The following is a 16,096-nucleotide window of genomic DNA, read 5'->3' on the forward strand; positions in this document are numbered from 1 at the left end:
ACAGATCTCCACCCATACTTCTTCCGCCAAGGAAAAGATGCTGTCAGGCATTCATGCGATCCAGGCCCTGTTCCGAAGCCGTAGCCAGCCCGATACCTGACGGTCGCGAACGTCCGCAACTGGCCGACTGTTGCCGGTCAGCGCCGAAGCGGTCGCTTGACGTTTGACGCGCGCGCCCGGCCGTAGACCAGTCCGCTTAGTGGAGCGTTCGGCGCCGTTGGCCAACGCATGGCTGTGCTAGTAGCCGAGGCAGCTCTGCTTCGCCTGGGCGTCGTAGTTTTTTCGCGATGCAAGTTGCTCTGAGAACTCGCTGCGGTCGGGCAGGCTGGCACCCTTGTACAGCCATTGCCTTCGATCGTTCCCGGAGATCATTGGGATCCTGTTGCTCCAGCACCATTCGATCAGTTCCTTCGAATTTCGAAGACTGATCTGCGTGCCAGTGCGGGCGACGAGGAGCTCTGCATCCCACACTCCGTCGCCGAAGCACGACCTGCTGCAACCAGCAACCTCATCGACCGCTATGGACACAGGGCTCATACCGATGCTCCATGGAAATGAGGGCTCAATGGCAATGGCAGTGGGCAGGAGCTTGACGGCGAGCACGTCATCGTATCGATGCGCGCCGACTTCGTGCGTGCTGACCAAGACGACCTGCTCAACGGAGACTGCTGGCGCCGATGCAGGCTGGGATGCTTTGAACGAACCTTCAAGGTCTGCATACGGCCCGCTGCACGCGGAAACCAAAGTTGTTGCCAGCGCGACCACAAGGCTTTGCGTGAGTCGCGCAACGTTTGACATGAGCGGTGGCTGGAAGCGTTCGACGTACGCTGGAATTCGATCGCGGCCGTTGCGAGACATGTTGTTCAGGCACCTTTCTGGTTGAAGTAGAGCAACATGAGGCGGATGGCAAGAACGACCAACGGGCATGAAGCGAGAACTGCCCCCGTCAGACCCATGACCGCCTCGAAATGGGTCGGAGTGACTTTCTCTTGCCACGTGAACCAACTTCCCGTCCGTGCGCTGCCAATGACTCCACCCATCCAAACCATGCCAGCCCCGAGAAAGAGAAGCCAACCGCCCGGCATCAGTCCATCTCGGCCCTCGGCAACGACTGCTATCAACCCGAGAACGGCGATGCCGCCGAGCCAGCAGGTGACGCCACGTGACCACGTAAACCGATCCTCCATCTGTGCGCTCTCCATGCAGTTCTTGTGCGCCCTGTATGGTGCCGCCAAACCATTCTGTCTGATGCAAAGAGCATCGGCGGTGGGAAGGTGGCCTGAGAGCGGTCACTGGCGAAGGACAGCTTGTAGCCGACAGTGTATGTTCGCCGCATCGTCCGTGAGCGGCCGTTCGCCGGCGTGGTGATGCTGCTTGGACGACCGCTTGCCGAGCCAGGCGGGAGCGTGCGCAGCCGCCCATGGGACTTCGGATGAATGCCGGCGGCAGATGACGGCGCTGCGCTCAAGGGCAGCGCGCCGCGGGGATCGAAGTCGCGGGGGCACCGGTTGCCGATGACGCGTGCCGTGCAGCCCGCACGGACAGCAGGTGGCTCAGTGCCGCCAGGCCGACCAGGGCGAGTGACGCCAGGGGCAAGGTGCGCACGCCCAGCCACTCGTGCGCTGCCGAGCCGATGAGGGTGCCGAGTGACATGCCGAGGTACAGCGCCGAGGCATTGACCGCCAGCAGCAGCCCGCGCTGGTCCGGGGCGAGCGCGATCAGGCGCTTCTGCTGCGGCACCATGAACAGCGTGGCCACCAGGGACCACGCTGTCAACAACACGAACGCAACAAGCATCTGGGTCGGTGCGATCCGCAGCGCTGCAAACACTGCGGCCAGTGCCGCCAGCGAGCCGCGGATCAGCGTCTCGGTCGATAGCTTGTCGCCGATGCGGCCGATCAGCACATTGGCTGCGACGCCACCGACGCCGAACACCATCAGTGCGGCGGACACCTGGGCCGGCGAGGCGTTGAAGCGCCCGCGCAAGACGACCGCGATCAAGGTGTAGGTCGCGAATTGCGCCGCCATCTGCCCCAAGGTGGCACCGAAGGCCCAGCCGCTGGCCGGACGCAGCACGACGGCCAGCAGGTCATGCGGCCGCACGGCGGCGCCCGCCGAGGTATCGGCAACCCCGTAGCGAACGGCGACTGCGCAAAGCGCTGCTGCGCCGGCCAGAATCACGAACACCCAAGGCCACGAGACCAACTGCCCGAGCCAAGCCGACAGCGGCACGCCGACGACCGTCGCGATGGTCATGCCGGCAAACACGGTGGACAGGGCCTTCGCCTGCCGGTCGGCTGGCACCAGGCTGCTGGCCAGCGACGAGGCCACCGGCCCCACGGCCGCGGCACCGCCAGCGGTGAGCACGCGCAACACGATCGCTGCGGCCAGGTTGGAGGCCAGCGCGGTGCCGAGGAGGCCAATGGCCATCGTCAACAGGCCGGCGACGATCAGCGTGCGGCGGGGCAGCCGGGCCGCAGCGACCTGAACCGCTGGCGCCAGCACGGCGAAGGCCAGCGCGAAGACCGTGACCAGCTGCGCCACGGCGGCGTGGCTGACCTGCCACTGCGCCGCAATCGGCTCGATCAGGCCGATCACGGCGAGGGACCCGGTGCCCAGGATGAAGTAGGCCGCGCTCAGCGCCGCGAGCGCACGGCCGGGGTGGCTGCTGGGGGAAACAGAGGCTTGCATGTCGGGGCTCTTGCGTGAGTGGATGGCTGGCACTCTAGACAGGACCCTGATATCTTTGAAGTCGATTCAATCAATACGAGACATCGACGTGGTCGATTTGAATGGGGTGGATCTGAACCTGCTCAGATCGCTGGCGGTGCTGATCGAGACCCGTAACGTGACGCATGCGGCCCAGCGCCTGCACCTGTCGCAATCGACGATGTCGGCGCAGCTCGCGCGGCTGCGCGCCGGGTTCGGCGACCCGTTGCTGATCCCGGCCGATTCAGGCCGCGGGATGGTGGCCACGGCCCGCGCGTTGGCGCTGGCGCCGGCGCTGGGTGGCTTGCTGAAGGACATCGAGGCGCTGGTGCGCGGCGCACCGGTCTTCGATCCGGCGGCCGACGAGCGGGCGTTCCACATCGCGGCCAGCGACAACGCGATCGTGGCGCTGGGGCTGCCACTGGTCGAAGCGGTCTGGCAGTCCGCGGGGCCGGGCGTGCGGATCGCGTTTCATGCGCCCGAGGCCGCGAGCATCGCGCAGCAGATGGAGTCCGGCGCGATCGACCTCCTGATCGGCTCTGAACGCATGGTGCCGCCGACGATGAAAGCCCGCGAACTGCTGGCCGAGCGCTTCGTGTTCGCGCAGCGAAAGGGGCATCCGCGGGGCACCGGGGCACTGGACCTGGACGGCTACTGCCGGCTGAGCCATGTGCTGGTCTCGACCTCGGGAGGCAGCTTTCACGGGTTCATGGACGAGCACCTGGCGAAGCTGGGCCGTCAGCGCACGGTGGCATTGTCGGTTCAGCAGTTCACGCTCGTGCCGGAACTGCTGCGCCATACCGATTTGGTGTGCACCGTGCCGAGCCGGCTGGCGGCGCGCTTCTCAGATCACCTCGACACCTTCGAGCTGCCCTTCAAGGCGCAGGGTTTCACCTTGCACATGGCCTGGCATGCGCGCAACCACGTCGATCCGGGGATTCGCTGGCTGCATGACCGGCTGATCGAATTTGCTGCGTCAGCGCATGGCCCTTGATGTGCCAGCAGGCCGACGGCTGACCATCGCCATGCCCGGTTCGGCGCCGTGGATTGGACCACGTCACTTCATCAGTCGTCACGCACATGAGCTCTGCGCACGCAATCGAGCGCACTATTCCCTGATCAGGGGAGCGTGGTGAAGCCAACGGTCTTCGGTCAGCTGGTCCACCACAAACTGCGCCACATCGGCCCGCGCAATCGATCCTCCGTGGACGCCCGACAGGTCAGTATCTGCTCGCACCTTGCCCGTGCCAGCTTTGTCGTTGAGAACCACCGGGCGAACGAGTACCCAGTCCAGCCCACTGGCCCGAACCAAGTCCTCTTGCCTGTTCTTGTCGTCGTACACCTTGCGCAAGAGCAGCGGCATGATGATGTTGTCGAAAACGAATCCGCCGTGCCCCCGGCTGTCGCCGGCGCCCAGGCCGGTGATGCAAACCAGGCGTCGAACGCCTTTCCGGGTCATCTCCTGGACAAGGCTTCTGGTGACGGTCGACAGAAGCGTGACTTCCTTGAAAGGGCTCACCGAGGTACCGATCGAACTGATGACGCCCGTGCAGCCTTCAAGTGCCCGAGCGAGCAGCGCCTCGTCGCGGGCATCTCCTTGAACGAGTGTCGCGCCGCCCAGATCGCCCGCCTTGGCAATCGATCGAACCACCGCCACGACCGAATGCCCCTTCGCGGTGGCTCGCTTGACGATCTCGCGACCCGTGCCGCCGGTCGCACCCAAGAGTAGTACCTTCATGTGGAAACCTTTTGCTCCGTGTGAATCTTGCCGGTCTCATTCCGGGTCGACTCGCGAGTCGCCACGGCCAAAGTGATCAGTCTAGGCGGGAGGTGTGACGGCTGAGCCCCGAAGCTGATGTTCGAGGAACTCGGTGATGGCTTTCAGCGACTCCTTGCCGGCGCGGATCCGCCTCCGCACGGGAACGCATGGTCTCGCCAGCAAGCGCAAGATCGGTCCATGGGGACATGGCGGCAGCGCAAATGGGTGAGGAGTTGCCGGTCTGCGGCACGAACGCGGCAGTCTTGGTCCGCGCCACGACTTGCCCCACAAAATTTCGATACGCCTGTGCGGACCCGATCACGTAGGCGCCGCCGTGAAAGTAGAGGATGGCGGCCGACGCGTCTGCCGCGTCGACGGGCCTGCACCACGAGCCATCGACCCCTCCCACCGTGGCGGTCTCGTACGTCACGCCCGGGGCTGCCGCGACGTGCAGCATCATCGAATCAAAGAGCGGTCTTGCCTCGGGCCCGGTGATGCTCCCCTTCATGGGCGCTACCTGCTCGCGCATCCCGACCATGACCTCGCGGTCCTCGGGATGGATCGCGTAATGAATCGTCGTCAAGACAATGCTCCTTCAGTGATTTTGCCGCTGGGCCTACAGAGTCACCATCGAATCGTCCTGCCAAGACTTGCCTGGCGCCGAAGCGCTTCTCAGGAACTCCACAAAAGCCCTCACGGTCGGCGACAACTCTCGACTGCTCGGGAAGACCACGCTGACCTCCACCGGCGGAAGAGTCCATTCCGGAAACAAGTGAACAAGTCGTCCGGCCTTGATATCGGGCGCACACAGGTAGCCCGACAGGCACCCCAGGCCGACGCCGGCAACCACTTGGCGGTGAATCAACAGAGGATCGTTGATGCTCAGACGCGGCTTGAGTTCGAACCTCTTCTCCTCGCTGCCGGGTCCTTTGAAAATCCAGGGCCGCGGCCTCCCGTCGAGACCCGGCATCTCGATGGCGTGGTGCGTCTGGATCTCGTCAAGCGCTTGGGGCGAGCCGCGCCGTGCGAGGTATGCGGGGGCGGCGCAAAGGTAGCGCCGTATCGTACCGAGCCCGACTGCGATGAGTTGCGAGTCGGTCATCGGTCCTATGCGCACCGTGACGTCGACGCTCTCAGCGATCAGGTCAACGGTTCGACTGGTCAGCTCCAGCGCCACGTTGACATCGGGGTAGCGCTCCAGGAACTCCGGCAGCAGATCGGACAGCACGTTGTACCCGAAGCCGATGCCAACACTGATCCGCAGCTGACCGCGCGGGTTGCCGCCCATTCCGCTGACAACATCGATCGTTTCATTGATACGCGCGAGCAGATTCACGCACCGCTCATGCAATGCGACGCCGGCTTCCGTCAATTGCACGTCGCGATTCGTACGCTGGACGAGGCGGATTCCCAACGCCGCCTCGAGATGAGCAACCCCCCGACTCACGCTCGATTTGGGGACATTCAGCACCCGCCCGGCCGCTGAGAAACTTCGCAGCGTCGCGACTTTCTCAAACAAGCGCAAGTCGTTCAGGTCCAGCATGTCGAAGGATTGGCTCAAAGTGAACAGCGAGGGCCGCTTGAGGGCCGGATACCTCTGCGGGGAGCCTCAATCGTAAACAAGCGACCGTCCCGCCACGGGAACACCGTGTTCCCGCTGCCATGTGCGCCGTCTGGCAGACTGCCCGGGCTGATCGCGCTTCAATGAGTTTGTCATATCACCTTGGCGGCACGCGCGAACGAAGGACCGGACGGCACATCGTGGCCATGGCCAACCCTGCGACCCGATCAACAACCAGGAGATGAAGATGAGCAAATCCCAAGAGGCGAAGAAGGTACTGTTCGTGGGCCAGCAACCTGAGACGGTCGACTTCTCGGATCCGGCATTGCCGCCCGGTTTCGACGCCGCCAAGATCAATGCCGGCATCGCCCTCGGCATGAAGCAGATGGCAGACCGAGGCTGGTATGCCGACCTCTGTCTCGTGCGCCCCGACGAGTCCGCGACAACTGTGCTGGAGCAGCAACTCTCCACCGTCTCCTACGACTGCGTCGTGATCGGCGGAGGCCTCCGCATCCCCCCCAAAAGCCTGCTGCTTTTCGAGCGACTCGTCAACTCCGTGCACAAGACAGCACCCCAGGCATCCATCGCCTTCAACACCTCCCCACCGGACACCGCCGATGCCGCGGCCCGATGGCTCAACGTTGACTGAGTGGACGCAGAGATCACACCATGCCAACCATCCGTCATCCTCTTCTGAAATCCCGCCAGCAACAACTCTGGTCCGGCGTTCTGTGCGTGCTGCTGAGCGCATGTGGCGGGGGAGGCGGTGGCGATGCGGCCCCGCCCCCACCGGGCCTGGGCGCACCGGCCCCGGCCCCCGCTCCGGTGCCGGACACCGCGGCACCCACGGTGTCCGCCAGCGTGAACGTGGGCAGCGACACCGTCACCTTCACCGCCACGGCTTCCGACAACGTGGGCGTGACCGAGGTCGTGTTTCTGATGGATGGCGATGCGCTGGAAGGCACCATCTCCACCAAGCCCAACGAGAGCACGTTCTCGCTGCCGATCTCGATCAACTTGATCGCCGACGGCACGCACAGCGTGGTTGCGCGAGCCCGCGACGCGGCCGGCAACAGCAAGGATTCCAGCGCGGTCAGCTTCGTGGTCCAGCGCAGCAGCACTCCCCCGGAGCCGCCCACCGTCACCGCCAGCGTGGACGGCAATTTCGGGCTGGTCCGGTTCTCCGCCGTCAAGAACATCGTCAACGTCCACCGCGTGGATTTCTTCGTGGATGGCCAATCCGTGGGCCTCTCTCGGGGCACTGACGGTGACGTGCAGTTCCTGGCCTTCGACGTGCGCGGGCTGGCCGACGGCCGCCACAGCGTGGTGGCCCGGGTGCGCACCCGCGACGCCAATGGGTTTGACGTGAACGTCGACTCGGCTCCGGTGGCCTTCGACGTGGACTCGGGCGCTGGCATCGGCGAAGTCGAATCCAACGACGAACCGGGTCTGGCCACGGCGGTAGCCGACAAGGTGCGGCAGATCGTGGGCCAGACCGAAGTCAGCGAGTCGGCCAGCGGGACCTTCCCCCTCCCGCACAGCGACTACTACAGGGTCAACCTGCCAGCTCAGACCAGCCTTCGGGTGGACATGCGCACCAACGGCTACCAGTTCATCGGCCTGTCGCTGACGGATGCGGCCGGCAACAGCTTGGCCAGCTCCACCCCGGCTGCGGTCAAGTCCGTGACCTACACCGGTGGCGACAGCCCGCAGGAGATCTACATCCGCGTCACGGCGCCCCCGGCGCAGCTGGATGACGTCGACAGCAAATACCTGCTGCTGCTGAGCCGTCCCTGAGCCGTGTCCGGCGCCGGGCCTCGGTATTGGCAGCGCCTCAGGCGCTCACCGCCCTCATCTCAACCGGTGTCGCCGGTCGGCGCACCGGCAGCGTCACCCGAAACGTGGTGCCTTGGTTCAGCACGCTTTCGACGTCGATGCGTCCGTGATGCTTCTGCACGATCCCGTACGACAGCGAGAGCCCGAGCCCCGTTCCCTTGCCGACCGGTTTGGTGGTGAAGAAGGGCTCGAAGATGCGCTTGAGCGTGTCCGGCGGAATGCCCGAGCCGGTGTCGGCGACCTCCAGCCAGACGTGCCCGGCATCGGCCTCGACCCCGGTGCGGATCATGATGCGGCCGCGCTCCTCGCCCATCGCCTGGGCCGCGTTGACCACCAGGTTCATCACGACCTGGTTGATTTGCGACGGCAGACACTCGATGTCTGGAATCACGCCGTATTCCTTGATCAGGTCCGCCTTGTACTTGACTTCGTTGGCGACCACGTTCAGCGTCGAATCGATGCCCTGGTGCAGATCCGCCAACTGGAAATCCTGCGTGGAGTCCACGCGCGAGAAATCCTTGAGGTCCTGCACGATCTGGCGCACCCGTACGATGCCTTGCCGGGACTCGCGCATCAGCACCGGGATGTCTTCCTTCAGGAATTCCAGCTCGACCGCATCGCGCAGCTTGCGCAGCCTCGCAGCGACGTCGGAAGGGCCGATATGGCCTTCGGCGGCCTCGTAGGCTGCCAGCATCTCGAACAACTTGCCGAGGTAGTCTTCCAACGTGCCGAAATTGGAGAAGATGTAGCCGATCGGGTTGTTGATCTCGTGCGCTACGCCTGCCGCCAGCTGGCCGATCGAGGCGAGCTTCTCCGATTGCACCAGCTGCCCCTGCAAATGCTTGCGCTCGGCCACCTCCGCCTGCAGCGCCTCATTGCTGCTCGTGATCTCGCGCGTACGTTCCGCCACGGCGTCTTCCAGCCGCGTGAGCTGCGCCGCTGCGTCCTGCGTCATCTGCCACTTGGCGGTCAGCATGTTCGCCAGTTGGCGCACCTCGATCGCGTCGAAGGGCTTCTTGAGGATCAACAGCCGGTCCCGCACGTCGAGTGTCGCCAGCACCTCGTCCCACGAGGTGTCGGCGTAAGCGGTGCAGATGACAACCTGAAGCCGCGGATCGATCTGCCACAGGCGCTCGATCGTCTGCACGCCGTCCCAACCTGGCGGCATGCGCATGTCCACGAAAGCCAGTGCATAGGGTCGGCCCGCGGCCAGCGACGCCTCCACCTGGCCCACCGCCTCCTGCCCCTGGTAGGCCGAATCGAGCTCGAACACGCTCACCACCGCCGGCGGTTCGTCTCCGAACAGCGCCGTCTCGGCGGCATCGAGTCCCGCGTGCACCGCTGGCGGCATGAGGATCTTGCGAAAGTCCTCGTGGATCGCCGGCATGTCGTCGACCAACAGGATCCGCCGGTTCTGCTCGCGTGTCATCGATCGCCCTCCTGCGGGTCGATCGGGACGTCCAGCACGAACATGGCGCCTTGCCCCGCACCCTCGCTGTGCGCGCTCAGCGTCCCGCCCATCTCCCGGGCCGCCAAGGCACAGCTGTGCAGGCCGAAGCCGTGGCCGTTGCTGCGCGTGGTGAAGCCATGGACGAAGACGCGCACCAGGTTCTCGGGTGCAATCCCTTCGCCGTTGTCGGCCACCGTGATGCGCAGCACTCGCCCTCCAGCGCCATCCAGCAGCGCGGCGCCCAACGTGATGCACGCGCTGTGGTCAGGGGGCGCTCCGCGCATCGCGTGCTTGGCATTGCTGATCAGGTTCACCAGAATCTGCAGCAAGCGGTGCCGGTCCAGGGTCAAGGCAGGCAGGTCGGGAACCTGCTTCACGACCTCGACCTTGTGACGGGTCAGGGCGCTGACGTTCATGCGCAACGCATCGTCCAGCAGTTCGTCAACCTTCAGGGACTCGACGACGCGCGATGCGCCCGCATACGACTGCTGGGTCGCCACGACCTCCTTGATGTGATCGACGCTCCTGGCGAGCAGGCCGAGCTCTTCGGCGATGGCCGTTTGCTCGGCCTCCAGAGCCTGCGCCAGTTCGCGCAGATAGCCGGGCAGCAGCTTGCCGCGGGTGTCGCGCATGAGGAAGTCGCCCAGGTCGCCGGCATGCTCGTCCATCAGGCCGACCGCACGCGCCAGTCCCTTGAGCTTGGAGGCGCGAAGCCGATCAACGATCAGGCCGGCGGAGATGTTGACGCTGTTGAGCACGTTGCCGACGTTGTGCAGCACGTTCGTGGCAATCTCAGCCATGCCGGCCAGGCGCGAAGCTTCGACCAGCTGCCGGTGCACCTCGCCGATGCGGCGCTCGGCTTCCTTCAGGTCGGAGATGTCCTTGGTGATGCCGAAGGTACCGATGATCTCGCCATCGCGGTTGCGCAGCGGCATCTTCGTGGTCAATGCCCAGGTGTCGGGCCGCCCGTCCATCCAGGTCTCGCGCTCGACCTTGCCGACCATCGGCAGGCCGGTGCGGATGATCTCCTGCTCGTCCTCGAAGGCCGGCCGTGCGTGCGCGTCGGAAAAGACGTCGAAATCCGATTTGCCGACCAACCCGTCTGGTGTCGCCATCCCGAACTGGAGTGCCTGTGCCGCACTCGATTTGATGAAGCGGGACTGCCTGTCCTTGAAATAGATGTGATCCGGTGAGTTGTCCAACAGGGCCCGCAGCAGGTCGCGCTCATCGACGCCCGCCGGGAACTGCTCGGGCGCTGCCGTCACGGATGAACCCCTGCGATGTCACGAAGCGCAAGAGCACGCAGGTGGTCCAACACCGTCGTACGCATCGCCGACACAGTCTTCCGACAATGCGGACAATCTTCGTAGGGAGTGGAATGGCTGGCGCAGAACATCAATGGCTCCCTGGCACTGCACGTGCCTTCTGTGGCGACATGTTCTACCGGACGCGGCCGCTCCATTCACACGAAGAACGCGGCGAAGCCGCGCCAATTCCGCCACCGTGAACGCGCCCGGTCCGTAGCTGACGTCGGTGTGGTCGCCGTGGCATCAAGCGCATTGAAAACGTGCGCAGCTCTCCCGGACCAGGACGATCAAAGACCGCTCCGATCCGCCCCGAATCACTCCCACTCGATGATCAATCGGCGCGATGCCTGCCTCTGTACAGAGCTGATCTGTAGACTGCTATCACAGAGAATGCCGTCGTAGGCACCGTCACGTTTGATCACCCATTGCGTCGAGCGAAACGGTCAACCATTTCAGTGGAATGCCCCCTGCTTGCGCAGATCGAGCAACGCGATGGTGCCCGGCGTCGGAGGCCAGGACCGCCAGCCTGAGCCCGGCGCCATCGTGATCGACTTCAGAGAGCGCTGGGCAGCCTTGTCCAGCCGCGCATTTGACTGGAATCAAGCTCGAATGCCGTCGCCAAGTTCACCATTCGCCATGTCTACCGTCACCCGTCAGTCAGTCGACGTACGAGCGATCCTCACGGAAGAGTTACTGCGCAAGTTCGACACGCCGGGCCCTCGGTACACCTCATATCCGACGGCCGACCGATTTGCGAAAAGGGTTGCCTCAGCAGACGCGGTGAAAGTGCTGCATGCGCGCAGTCGGGCCAGTTCGCCGGCACCCCTCTCGAATGTGCACGTTCCGCTCTGCGAATCATTTTGCTCCCGGCCTGTATGTCATCGCCAGCGCTTGCCGGGAACAACGAACCGAAGGCCAAAATGACAGCGGCGGTCAAGAAGTTTCCGATCCATCCCGCGCATCCTGAGCGCATCTGCTGGGGCTGTGACAAGTACTGCCCCGCGGACTCGTTGATGTGCGGCAACGGCAGCGTCGCGACGCTTCATCCCTTCGAGCTGTTCGGCGAGGACTGGATGACTTGGGGCCTGGACGCGGGCGAAACCGCTGCGTCTGAGGCACCGACCTGAACGACAAAGTCGGGCGTATCGGGCAGAAGAGAGCAGCGCCGCGCCGATGTCTGTGCACGCGCCTGATGCATCACTGAGTCACATTCAGGGCAGCCCGCGGCGTCAAGCGCTGACCAATCGGCGCATCCAGTCGAGCAATACCGCAGGGAGTAGTTCGGGTCGACTCAGCAGCGCGTAGTGCTGCGTGCCGAACACCGCGGGAAGGTAGCTGCTGCCGTTGCGATCCACTGTGAGGCAAAAGGGAGAGATGCCTTGCAGTTTTGCCTCAATGACCGCCTGGCGTGTGTCCTCAACTCCGTAGCGCCCGTCGTACAGGTCGATGTCGTTCGGTTTGCCATCCGACAGCAACAGCAGGAGTCGGTGCGAGGCGGGTCGTCGCATCAGTTCAGCGCTGGCGTGCCGTATGGCCGCCCCCACCCGCGTGTACTGGTCGGGTTCCAGTCCGGCGATGCGCAGCGCTATGTCGTGGCCATAGGCTTCGTCGAAGCCTTTGACAATATCGACGGTCACGGCCTGCGGTCCATGACCGGAGAAGGCCTGTACAGCGTATGGCTCGCGCAGTTCAGCCAGTGCGATGCAAACGAGGAGCAGTGCCTCTCGTTCGACATCGATGACCCGACGGTGGGCCGCGATCCAGCCGTCGGTGGAACCACTGATATCGATCAACAGCAAGATCGCCAAGTCGCGCTGGTTGCGACGATGTGATTGGTACAGAGCAGCGCTCATCGGCAGGCCCGCTCGAAAGTCGGCTTGCGCCTCGATGAAGGCTTCGAGGTCGAACTCGTCGCCGTCGAATTGCCTGCGCAGTGTCGTGCGCCGGGTGCGCAGCATCTCGAAGCGCCTGCGCAAGGTGTCGAGCATTGACCGATGCGCGTCGAAAGTCGTCTCGACCCATGCCTGCGGACCCGGCGGGGCCATCCTCTCGTGAACCGTCGCACCAGGAGCTCGATACGCAAGCACACGGTAGTCCCACTCGGGATAGGTCATCCCTTTTCCATCGGCGAGCCTTTCTCCTTCGAGACGCTTCCTTGCATCGGGCGGATCGTCCGAAAGGAACATCTCCTTGGCCTGTCCGGGAGTCGACACCAATCGAGCCTGTTCGAGATCCGCCAACGACTCGGCGTACTCCTCGGCGGCCCCTTCTTCATCGCGATCCGTCGGCCGCTGCATGCCGAACGGGTCCTCGGCGTGCTCATGGGGTTGTGACGCCTGAATCATCCAGGCGCCCTGACGGGCATCGTCCTCATCTTCGCTGGCTGGGCGGATATCGGGTCGGCGACTCAGCCGCGCACTGCGCACCCTTGGCACGGACAGGTTGTCCGTCGATGCCTCCGTGCTGCCCGTCGATCCGCGTGGTTCAGGCACCGTCAAGTGGCCCGTCCACGCGTCCCTGAAAAGCGGCTGTGCACCCATTGCATCGGTGCTGTCGGCGTCTGAGATGAAGTGGGTAGCGATACCGAGGGCCAGATCGAACGACGCCTGCGGCGATGGCGTCGTCGCAGCGCCCTGCTGGACACGCACGAGAGGCCGTTCAAGCAAGGCGCGGGCATGGCGTTCCAGCGCCTGTCGCGCTTTGGAAAAACTTCGGATGTCGGGACGATCCGTCAGCGCACCCTGTCGCAGCGTGTTCAAGGGACCGATCAGGCCGGGCAATCGACGCACGAGTTCCTCATCCGCGGCCTGGGCTTCCAGGAGCAGGTAGATGTCGCAAAGCAGTGGCGCGCTCAACCGAGCGACGAAATTCGCGCTGCCTCGGCTGGCGCGCATCGCCTGTTGAAGTCCGACCAAGCGGAGGCGTTCCGTGCCCGCCGCCACATTCATGAGTCCGGAGTCCGCGGGCAGCCAGATGCTGGTCCCGTCGGTACTCGGAACCGCGCTCGTCGTTCGTGGATCGTCACGGCGAAGAAACGCCCGGGACAGGAGGGTCATCGGCGCTCGCGGCTGCGCAACGCGGATTCGATAGCTGCATCCGAACAAGCTTCGGATCAGCAAGTCGATGCGCGGCGCAACATCGGCGAGTCGAACGGTCGCCGGCCCGGGGGGCTTCGGTCGGTGTCGTCGCCAAAGGGTCTGAGCATATGACGTGGCGTGGCGTGCCGCATCGACGATCACGTCCTCTGCTTCAGCCATTGCTGCCCTTTCGTTTCGGTTCGACGCTAGACGAAGCTCGCGTCGACAAGGTCACGCATCGCACCGACCAGAGATTCCTCGTCGGACAAGGGCGACACGATGGCGCAATAGCACGCCTGCCGCACCCCCACACCGCTGGCGATCAGGTTGGCCGCCGCCACGAGCAGGCGTGTGCTCGGCACCTCCGCGAGACCGCGGTCCCGCAGCGCGCGCAGGCGCCCGCCCAGAGTGGCCAGAGCGTGCGCGGTCGCGCGGTCGACGCCGCCTTCACGCGCGACGATCGCAGACTCGCGGTCGACCGGAGGAAAGTCGAAGTCCAGCGCCACGAAGCGTTGCCGCGTACTCGGCTTCAGATCCTTCAGCATGCGCTGATAGCCCGGGTTGTACGACACGACGAGCTGGAAGCCGTCGTGCGCATGAACGGTCTCACCGGTCTTGTCGATCGGCAGGATGCGGCGGTGGTCGGTCAAAGAGTGCAGCACCACGACCGTGTCCTGCCGCGCCTCGACCACCTCGTCGAGGTAGCAGATGGCGCCTTCGCGGATAGCCCGGGTCAGCGGCCCGTCCTGCCACGCCGTGCCGTCGTGGCGGATCAGAAAGCGGCCGACCAAGTCATTCGCGGTCAGGTCGTCGTGGCACGAGATCGTGATCAGCGCGCGGTCCAGCCGCCACGCCATATGCTCGACGAACCGAGTCTTGCCGCATCCGGTCGGACCCTTGAGCATCACGGCGAGCCGGCGCACATGGCAACGTTCGAACAACGAGACCTCGTCGCCCGAAGCGAGGTAGAACGGCTCCGGCCCGGTGCCAGTCATGACCGGCACCGGCTAGGCCGCGGCAGCGACGCCTCGCGCCGTGAGTGGTTTGGCGTCGGTCTCGATATCGAAGCGCGGCGCATGCCGGAAGAAGTCGAAGATGAACAGACCCACCCCGACTGTGAAGAGCGACGCAGTGGCCAGCAGCATCAGGAAGTGGACCTGGATCTTTAGTTGCGCATCCAGGTAGCCCATGCCAAGAATGCGCTCCAGGTAGACCTGCCCGATGCCGGCGGTCGCGAACGAGAGCGTCATGCCGAACATGCCGCTCAGCTGCAGCCAGAAGGACCAGTAGCCGACGCTGCTGCCGCGCTCCGAATGCCCTGGCGCCATCGACGGCAGCGCAAACGTGATCATTGCCAGCACGATCATCGCGTAGGCACCGTAGAACGCCGCGTGGCCGTGCATCGCAGTGATCAGCGTGCCGTGGGTCCACTTGTTCACATCGGGAAAGGTATGCGCCAGGCCCAGCAGGCCGGCGCCGAACAGCGTGAACACGGCGCTGCCGATGGTCCAGTGCAGCGCCAGCGTGTTCGGGTGCGCCAGGCCCGAACGGCGCATCGCCGAGTAGGCATACACCGCCATGCCGATCAGGGCAAGGGGCTCCATGGCGCTGAAGAGCCCGCCGATCGGCAGCCAGTACGACGGCACGCCAACCCAGTAATAGTGATGCGCCGTGCCCAGGATGCCGGCGATGAAGACGAGGCCGACGATGACGTAGAGCCACTTCTCCATCACCTCGCGGTCGGCTCCGGACAGCCGGATCAGCAGGTATGCGAGGAAACCACCCTGGATCATCTCCCACACGCCTTCCACCCACAGGTGGATCGTCCACCATCGGTAGAAGATCGCCACGGTGTAGTTCTCGAACTCCAGCAGCGCCGGCAAGTACAACACCGCCGCCAGTCCGAGCCCCAGCACCAGCACGCCTTCGGTTGTCGTGAATCGCTTGGACTTCCAGATCGTCATGCCGACGTTGTAGAGGAACATCAGCATGCAGACAACGATCACGATCTTGTGCGGCAGCGGCTGTTCGAGCAGTTTGTTGCCGGTGCCGTAGCGGAACAGGTAGCCGACCACGGCGGTCACGCCCATCAACGACCACAGCCCCAACTGCACGTACGCAATCTTCACGCTGTAGAGCTCTGTGCGCGACTCGTCGGGCACCATCCAGTAAGTCGCGCCCATGAACCCCGTCAAGACCCACACGATGAGCAGATTGGTGTGGATGACCTTGGTGACATCGAACGGCAGGATGTACAGCAGCGGGTCCGGCCCGAGGTACTTGGCCGCGGACAGCAGGCCGAACACCAGTTGCAGTCCAAACAGCACCATCGCGACGGCAAAGTACCAGTAGGCAACCGATTGAGACCTGTAGCGCATCACGACTTCCCTTCGATGT

Annotated in this window: 15 protein-coding genes; 4 read left to right on the top strand and 11 right to left on the bottom strand. The window is 64.4% G+C overall.

Features of this window, described 5'->3' with window-relative positions; all coding sequences use genetic code 11:
- Positions 1-237 precede the first annotated feature (237 nt).
- The 3 genes from ACXJLU_RS14315 to ACXJLU_RS14325 form a co-directional block, all read right to left on the bottom strand.
- Positions 238-858, bottom strand: coding sequence for a hypothetical protein (locus ACXJLU_RS14315; RefSeq protein WP_457331937.1), 621 nt, complete (start codon positions 856-858; stop codon positions 238-240).
- Positions 859-863: 5 nt separating this feature from the next.
- Complete coding sequence (locus tag ACXJLU_RS14320; protein WP_457331939.1) at positions 864-1,202, bottom strand: hypothetical protein; 339 nt, start codon at positions 1,200-1,202, stop codon at positions 864-866.
- Positions 1,203-1,464: 262 nt separating this feature from the next.
- Positions 1,465-2,691 carry an MFS transporter gene (locus tag ACXJLU_RS14325; RefSeq protein ID WP_457331941.1) on the bottom strand — a complete coding sequence of 409 codons (1,227 nt, stop codon included), beginning with the start codon at positions 2,689-2,691 and terminating at the stop codon, positions 1,465-1,467.
- Between the two features lie 55 nt (positions 2,692-2,746).
- Between ACXJLU_RS14325 and ACXJLU_RS14330 the strand changes: the two genes are divergently transcribed.
- Positions 2,747-3,703 (top strand): LysR family transcriptional regulator, encoded by a 957-nt coding sequence (locus ACXJLU_RS14330; RefSeq protein ID WP_457331943.1) that lies wholly within the window; start codon positions 2,747-2,749, stop codon positions 3,701-3,703.
- Positions 3,704-3,817: 114 nt separating this feature from the next.
- Here ACXJLU_RS14330 and ACXJLU_RS14335 read toward each other — a convergent pair whose 3' ends face one another.
- From ACXJLU_RS14335 to ACXJLU_RS14345, 3 genes are all read right to left on the bottom strand, one after another.
- Positions 3,818-4,447 (bottom strand): NAD(P)-dependent oxidoreductase, encoded by a 630-nt coding sequence (locus tag ACXJLU_RS14335; RefSeq protein WP_457331945.1) that lies wholly within the window; start codon positions 4,445-4,447, stop codon positions 3,818-3,820.
- A gap of 76 nt (positions 4,448-4,523) precedes the next feature.
- Positions 4,524-5,051: an alpha/beta hydrolase family protein gene (locus ACXJLU_RS14340; RefSeq protein WP_457331947.1), complete on the bottom strand. Its 528-nt coding sequence runs from the start codon at positions 5,049-5,051 to the stop codon at positions 4,524-4,526.
- A gap of 33 nt (positions 5,052-5,084) precedes the next feature.
- On the bottom strand, positions 5,085-6,011 hold the full coding sequence (locus ACXJLU_RS14345) for a LysR family transcriptional regulator (protein ID WP_457331949.1): 927 nt from the start codon (positions 6,009-6,011) through the stop codon (positions 5,085-5,087).
- 265 nt (positions 6,012-6,276) lie between these two features.
- On the opposite strand from ACXJLU_RS14345, the gene ACXJLU_RS14350 reads away from it, so the two are divergent.
- Together ACXJLU_RS14350 and ACXJLU_RS14355 are read left to right on the top strand one after the other, a co-directional pair.
- The gene (locus ACXJLU_RS14350) at positions 6,277-6,678 is read left to right on the top strand and encodes a hypothetical protein (protein WP_457331951.1); all 402 of its coding nucleotides are present in this window, start codon (positions 6,277-6,279) and stop codon (positions 6,676-6,678) included.
- A gap of 20 nt (positions 6,679-6,698) precedes the next feature.
- Complete coding sequence (locus ACXJLU_RS14355; protein WP_457331953.1) at positions 6,699-7,826, top strand: Ig-like domain-containing protein; 1,128 nt, start codon at positions 6,699-6,701, stop codon at positions 7,824-7,826.
- Between the two features lie 37 nt (positions 7,827-7,863).
- Here the strand turns inward: ACXJLU_RS14355 and ACXJLU_RS14360 are convergent, their stop codons facing one another.
- On the bottom strand, positions 7,864-9,294 hold the full coding sequence (locus ACXJLU_RS14360; RefSeq protein WP_457331955.1) for an ATP-binding protein: 1,431 nt from the start codon (positions 9,292-9,294) through the stop codon (positions 7,864-7,866).
- Positions 9,291-10,580: an ATP-binding protein gene (locus ACXJLU_RS14365; protein ID WP_457331957.1), complete on the bottom strand. Its 1,290-nt coding sequence runs from the start codon at positions 10,578-10,580 to the stop codon at positions 9,291-9,293. Before ACXJLU_RS14365 ends, ACXJLU_RS14360 begins: the two co-directional genes overlap by 4 nt.
- A 962-nt stretch (positions 10,581-11,542) precedes the next feature.
- Between ACXJLU_RS14365 and ACXJLU_RS14370 the strand changes: the two genes are divergently transcribed.
- Complete coding sequence (locus tag ACXJLU_RS14370) at positions 11,543-11,749, top strand: DUF3079 domain-containing protein (RefSeq protein WP_457331959.1); 207 nt, start codon at positions 11,543-11,545, stop codon at positions 11,747-11,749.
- Positions 11,750-11,851: 102 nt separating this feature from the next.
- Here the strand turns inward: ACXJLU_RS14370 and ACXJLU_RS14375 are convergent, their stop codons facing one another.
- The 3 genes from ACXJLU_RS14375 to ACXJLU_RS14385 form a co-directional block, all read right to left on the bottom strand.
- Complete coding sequence (locus tag ACXJLU_RS14375) at positions 11,852-13,678, bottom strand: nitric oxide reductase activation protein NorD (protein ID WP_457331961.1); 1,827 nt, start codon at positions 13,676-13,678, stop codon at positions 11,852-11,854.
- A gap of 227 nt (positions 13,679-13,905) precedes the next feature.
- Complete coding sequence (locus tag ACXJLU_RS14380) at positions 13,906-14,694, bottom strand: CbbQ/NirQ/NorQ/GpvN family protein (RefSeq protein ID WP_457331963.1); 789 nt, start codon at positions 14,692-14,694, stop codon at positions 13,906-13,908.
- A 12-nt stretch (positions 14,695-14,706) separates the two neighbouring features.
- On the bottom strand, positions 14,707-16,077 hold the full coding sequence (locus ACXJLU_RS14385) for a cbb3-type cytochrome c oxidase subunit I (protein WP_457331965.1): 1,371 nt from the start codon (positions 16,075-16,077) through the stop codon (positions 14,707-14,709).
- Between the last annotated feature and the right edge of the window lie 19 nt (positions 16,078-16,096).

It is taken from the genome of Rhizobacter sp. P5_C2 (assembly GCF_054049715.1).

Excerpts from the sequence above, each read along its gene's own strand:
- ACXJLU_RS14315 (WP_457331937.1), bottom strand. The coding sequence starts at position 858 with ATGTCTCGCAACGGCCGCGATCGAATTCCAGCGTACGTCGAACGCTTC.
- ACXJLU_RS14320 (WP_457331939.1), bottom strand. The coding sequence starts at position 1,202 with ATGGAGAGCGCACAGATGGAGGATCGGTTTACGTGGTCACGTGGCGTC.
- ACXJLU_RS14325 (WP_457331941.1), bottom strand. The coding sequence starts at position 2,691 with ATGCAAGCCTCTGTTTCCCCCAGCAGCCACCCCGGCCGTGCGCTCGCG.
- ACXJLU_RS14335 (WP_457331945.1), bottom strand. The coding sequence starts at position 4,447 with ATGAAGGTACTACTCTTGGGTGCGACCGGCGGCACGGGTCGCGAGATC.
- ACXJLU_RS14345 (WP_457331949.1), bottom strand. The coding sequence starts at position 6,011 with ATGCTGGACCTGAACGACTTGCGCTTGTTTGAGAAAGTCGCGACGCTG.
- ACXJLU_RS14350 (WP_457331951.1), top strand. The coding sequence starts at position 6,277 with ATGAGCAAATCCCAAGAGGCGAAGAAGGTACTGTTCGTGGGCCAGCAA.
- ACXJLU_RS14355 (WP_457331953.1), top strand. The coding sequence starts at position 6,699 with ATGCCAACCATCCGTCATCCTCTTCTGAAATCCCGCCAGCAACAACTC.
- ACXJLU_RS14360 (WP_457331955.1), bottom strand. The coding sequence starts at position 9,294 with ATGACACGCGAGCAGAACCGGCGGATCCTGTTGGTCGACGACATGCCG.
- ACXJLU_RS14370 (WP_457331959.1), top strand. The coding sequence starts at position 11,543 with ATGACAGCGGCGGTCAAGAAGTTTCCGATCCATCCCGCGCATCCTGAG.
- ACXJLU_RS14375 (WP_457331961.1), bottom strand. The coding sequence starts at position 13,678 with ATGACCCTCCTGTCCCGGGCGTTTCTTCGCCGTGACGATCCACGAACG.
- ACXJLU_RS14380 (WP_457331963.1), bottom strand. The coding sequence starts at position 14,694 with ATGACTGGCACCGGGCCGGAGCCGTTCTACCTCGCTTCGGGCGACGAG.
- ACXJLU_RS14385 (WP_457331965.1), bottom strand. The coding sequence starts at position 16,077 with ATGCGCTACAGGTCTCAATCGGTTGCCTACTGGTACTTTGCCGTCGCG.